Source organism: Nocardiopsis trehalosi NBRC 14201 (assembly GCF_001552555.1).
Lineage (GTDB): Bacteria > Actinomycetota > Actinomycetes > Streptosporangiales > Streptosporangiaceae > Nocardiopsis_B > Nocardiopsis_B trehalosi.
Genome location: NZ_BCRK01000308.1, coordinates 1 through 3425 on the forward strand (window position 1 = coordinate 1; position 3425 = coordinate 3425).

Consider the following 3425-nt stretch of genomic DNA (forward strand, 5'->3'; position numbering starts at 1 on the left):
GGGCGGGTGCGGGCGGGACGCGGTGGCCGCGCCCCGCCCGCGGCCGGGTCACGACGCCGCGGCGTCGTCCTCGGTCAGCAGCGGGTACACGCCGTTCTCGTCGTGCACCTCGCGCCCGGTGACCGGCGGGTTGAACACGCACAGCACGCGGAAGTCCGTCTTGGGCCGGACGATGTGGTGCTCGTGCCCGTTGAGCAGGTAGAGGGTCCCCGGCGTGATGATGTGGGTCTCGCCGGTGTCCTCGTTCACCAGCTCCGCCTCGCCCTCGATGCAGTGCACCAGCTCGACGTGGTTGGCGTACCACATCCGGGTCTCGGTGCCCGCGTACAGGACGGTCTCGTGGAACGAGAACCCGACGCCCTCCTTGGCGAGGATGAGCCGGCGGCTCCGCCAGGTCTCGGTCTTCACGTCGCGGTCGGTGTCGGTGACCTCGTCCAGGCTGCGAACGATCACGGTGTGCGCTCCTGTTCCTGCTCTACTCTCGGGCCCGCGGGACGCGGCGCCTGACGGCGTTCTTCCCGCGGGCGCGTGCGAAATGCCGGTGTCAGGCCGTCTGCGGGATCTTGACCGCGGCCTTGGCGGCCTCGGCCATGATCTCCAGGCCCTCCTCCAGCTCCTCCTCGGAGGCGGTGAGGGGCGGCAGCAGCTTGGCGACCTCGTCCTCGGGACCGGAGGTCTCCAGCAGCAGGCCCCGCTGGAACGCCTCCCGGGCCAGCTCCTTGGCCGCGCCCTCCTGGGTGAACGCCAGCCCGCGGGCCATTCCGCGGCCGCGGACGTGCGCCCCGGCCTCGGCGTAGTCGGCGGCGATGGCGGTCAGCCGCGACTCGATCAGCTCGCCCTTGGCCAGGGTCGACCGCAGCAGCTCGTCGTCGCGCCAGAACAGGTCCAGCGCCGCCGCGCCGGTGACGAAGGCCGGGCTGAACCCGCGGAACGTGCCGTTGTGCTCGCCCGGCTCCCACACGTCCAGCTCGCGCTTGAACAGGGTGAGGGCGAGCGGCAGGCCGTAGCCGCTGATGGACTTCGACAGGGTGACGATGTCGGGCGTGATCCCGGCGTGCTCGAAGCTGAAGAACGGGCCGGTGCGGCCGCAGCCCATCTGGATGTCGTCGACGATCAGCAGCATCCCGTACTCGGTGCACAGGTCGGCCAGGCCGCGCAGCCACTCCGCGCTGGCGACGTTGATGCCGCCCTCGCCCTGCACGGTCTCGACGATGACCGCCGCCGGCTTGTCCAGGCCGCTGCCGCTGTCCTCCAGCAGGCTGCGCAGCCACAGGAAGTCCGGGGTGCGGCCGTCCATGTAGTTGTCGTAGGGCATGGTCGCGGCGTGCCCCAGGGGCACGCCCGCGCCGCCGCGCTTCATGGAGTTGCCGGTCACCGCGAGCGCGCCCAAAGTCATGCCGTGGAAGCCGTTGGTGAAGCTGATGACGGTCTCGCGGCCGGTGTACTTGCGGGCCAGTTTCAGCGCCGCCTCCACCGCGTTGTTGCCCGCGGGGCCGGGGAACTGGACCTTGTAGTCGAGCCCGCGCGGGGCGAGCACGACGTCGCCGAACGCGGTCAGGAAGTCCCGTTTGGCGACGCTGTAGGCGTCCAGGCTGTGGACGACCGAGTCCGCCATCAGGTACTCGATGAGCTTGGTCTTCAGCTCCGGGTGGTTGTGCCCGTAGTTGAGCGAGCCGGCGCCCGCGAAGAAGTCGAGGTAGGGACGTCCGCCCTCGTCGTAGATGTGGGTGCCCCGCGCCTCGTTGAACACGACCGGCCAGCTCCGGCAGTAGCTGCGGACTTCGGATTCCAGATGGTCGAAGATCTCCATGCGAGTTCCTTCCCCAGGATGGGCTCTCGGCGGTGACGACGGGGTGGTCAGGAGGGGCGGCCGGCGGGGGGCGGCGGTCCGGCGAGGGGGCCGACGCGCACCAGGTCCTCGGGCTCGTGGGCCTCGGGGCCGTCGTGCGGGAAGTGGTCGGCGCCGAACAGCGGGGACCAGCCGATCTCCGCTCCGCGGTCGCGGGCGAAGGAGGTGAACAGCGCGCGGGACGCGGCGTTGCCCGGGGTGACCGTGGCCTCCAGGTGCGTGAATCCGCGGGCGGCCACGCGGTCCCCGATGTGGTCGAGCATCCGCCGGGCGAGCCGGCGGCCGCGGAACGCCGGGTCGACGGCCACCTGCCACAGGAAGTACGTGTCGGGTGAGCCGGGACGGGCGTATCCGGTGACGAAGCCGCGCAGCGCGCCGCCGGCGTCGCGTGCGGCGACGCTGGTGTCGGCGAAGTCGCGGCACCACAGCGTGTAGGCGTAGGGCGAGTTGACGTCGAGCCCGGCGTCGCGGGCGAGCCGCCAGAGGTCCGGGCCGTCGAGCGCCCCGGGCGGGCCGAGGCGCACGCCGTCGCCCGCGGTGTCGGCGGTCTCCGGCGCGGGGCGCTCGGGGGCGTCGACGGTGCGTGTTGCGGCGTGGATTCGTTCTCGTGGCACGTCGCAGGAACATAGCGAACGTTCCTGAGCAGCGTTTTCCCGGATTTTCCGCAAATTGTTTCGGCGGTGTTTCGCCGGGTATGACCGTTCGATTTGTCGGCCGACATCACCCTGCGTGGCGGCGGACGGGGCCGAGGCGGCGCGGGGCACCGCCGCTCACGCGGGGGCCACCAGGGGGTTCGGGCCGGTCGCGGCGCCGGGGCGGCGAGCGCGGGCGCGTCGAGCCGCCAAGGGCGATTGTGCCGCTTCACAGCGAAACATGGGGCGCTCGCAGCGAACTTTAAGGATGGTATAGGTCACACGAATTCGGGTGAAAGGTCGCGACATACGCATTCCGCCGCCCCATGCGGCACGGAAACGCCGCGAACGACGCCCGGAACGCCCGCCGCGCCGGGTTCGCGGAGCCCTCCGGCCGAGAGCACGCGCCCCGGGCCCTCGCGGCGGCACCCCTCGGGGGGCCTTGCGCATCACACCGATTTTTAGCAGACTGCGCGTAGTACGACCGCATGTAGTACTACAATCGGTCGAGACGCGCCGAGGACGCCTGCGCCATCCGCCGACGGGCTCCGCGCGCCAACCAAGGTCTCAGGGGACCCGGGGCACACCGCCGGCCCGCTGAGGATCGCCGGCCAGGGAACGGAGGCACCTGGTGAACCGCCTGTACCACGAAAGCGAAGACTGGGTCCAGCAGGGCGCATGCCGCCAGTACGACCCCGAACTGTTCTTCCCGGTGAGCACCACCGGGCCGGGTGGGCACGACGCGGAGCTCGCGAAGGCCATCTGCCGCAGCTGTACTGTTCGCCCGGAATGCCTGCGGTGGGCGCTGCGCGCCGGCGAGGCGCACGGGGTCTGGGGCGGCACCACGCCCGAGGACCGGCGCTACCTGCGCCGAGAGCAGCTCGTGGCCGCGAGCTGAGCCGTACCGCGTCCGGTCCGCCTCCGCCGCGGACCGCCCGCCCCCC

The 3425-nt window shown here is 71.8% G+C and carries 4 protein-coding genes; 1 reads left to right on the plus strand and 3 read right to left on the minus strand.

Going from position 1 to position 3425, the window contains the following annotated elements; translation table 11 throughout:
- Positions 1-48 precede the first annotated feature (48 nt).
- The 3 genes from NT8_RS27620 to ectA all read right to left on the minus strand — a co-directional run bounded on the left by NT8_RS27620 (position 49) and on the right by ectA (position 2373).
- On the minus strand, positions 49-453 hold the full coding sequence (locus tag NT8_RS27620; protein WP_067975916.1) for an ectoine synthase: 405 nt from the start codon (positions 451-453) through the stop codon (positions 49-51).
- 91 nt (positions 454-544) lie between these two features.
- The gene (gene ectB, locus NT8_RS27625) at positions 545-1810 is read right to left on the minus strand and encodes a diaminobutyrate--2-oxoglutarate transaminase (RefSeq protein WP_067975919.1); all 1266 of its coding nucleotides are present in this window, start codon (positions 1808-1810) and stop codon (positions 545-547) included.
- A gap of 47 nt (positions 1811-1857) precedes the next feature.
- Positions 1858-2373: a diaminobutyrate acetyltransferase gene (gene ectA / locus NT8_RS27630; protein ID WP_067975924.1), complete on the minus strand. Its 516-nt coding sequence runs from the start codon at positions 2371-2373 to the stop codon at positions 1858-1860.
- A 739-nt stretch (positions 2374-3112) separates the two neighbouring features.
- Here ectA and NT8_RS27635 point away from each other — a divergent pair.
- Positions 3113-3379: a WhiB family transcriptional regulator gene (locus NT8_RS27635; protein ID WP_067975921.1), complete on the plus strand. Its 267-nt coding sequence runs from the start codon at positions 3113-3115 to the stop codon at positions 3377-3379.
- The last annotated feature ends 46 nt before the right edge of the window (positions 3380-3425 follow it).

What these genes read in the sequence shown, in the direction of transcription:
- ectB (WP_067975919.1), bottom strand. Translation starts at nt 1,810, where the DNA reads ATGGAGATCTTCGACCATCTGGAATCCGAAGTCCGCAGCTACTGCCGG.